At 58.0% G+C, this 238-nt stretch carries 1 protein-coding gene; it reads right to left on the reverse strand.

Translation table 11 applies throughout. The features are described 5' to 3' along the window. Positions 1–238: S1 RNA-binding domain-containing protein (locus tag SB771_RS36830; RefSeq protein ID WP_410722262.1), on the reverse strand; the 238-nt coding region annotated here is incomplete at both ends.

Here is a 238-nt window from a genome sequence, read left to right on the forward strand (position 1 = left end):
TGCGAGCGTCTTCCACGCGGTCTTGTGCGATTTCGGAAGCGCGCAGGTAACCTTCGACTTCAGCCGACAGCTGAACCACTGCACCCTTCGCGTCCACCGTCTTGACCACGCCGTCGACGATCGAACCCTTGTCGTTCATTGCAACGAAGTTGCTGAACGGGTCGCCTTCGAGCTGCTTGATACCCAGCGAGATGCGTTCCTTCTCGACGTCGATGCCAAGAACGATCGCTTCCACTTC

It is taken from the genome of Burkholderia sp. SIMBA_051, assembly GCF_046534915.1.
GTDB lineage: Bacteria > Pseudomonadota > Gammaproteobacteria > Burkholderiales > Burkholderiaceae > Burkholderia > Burkholderia ambifaria.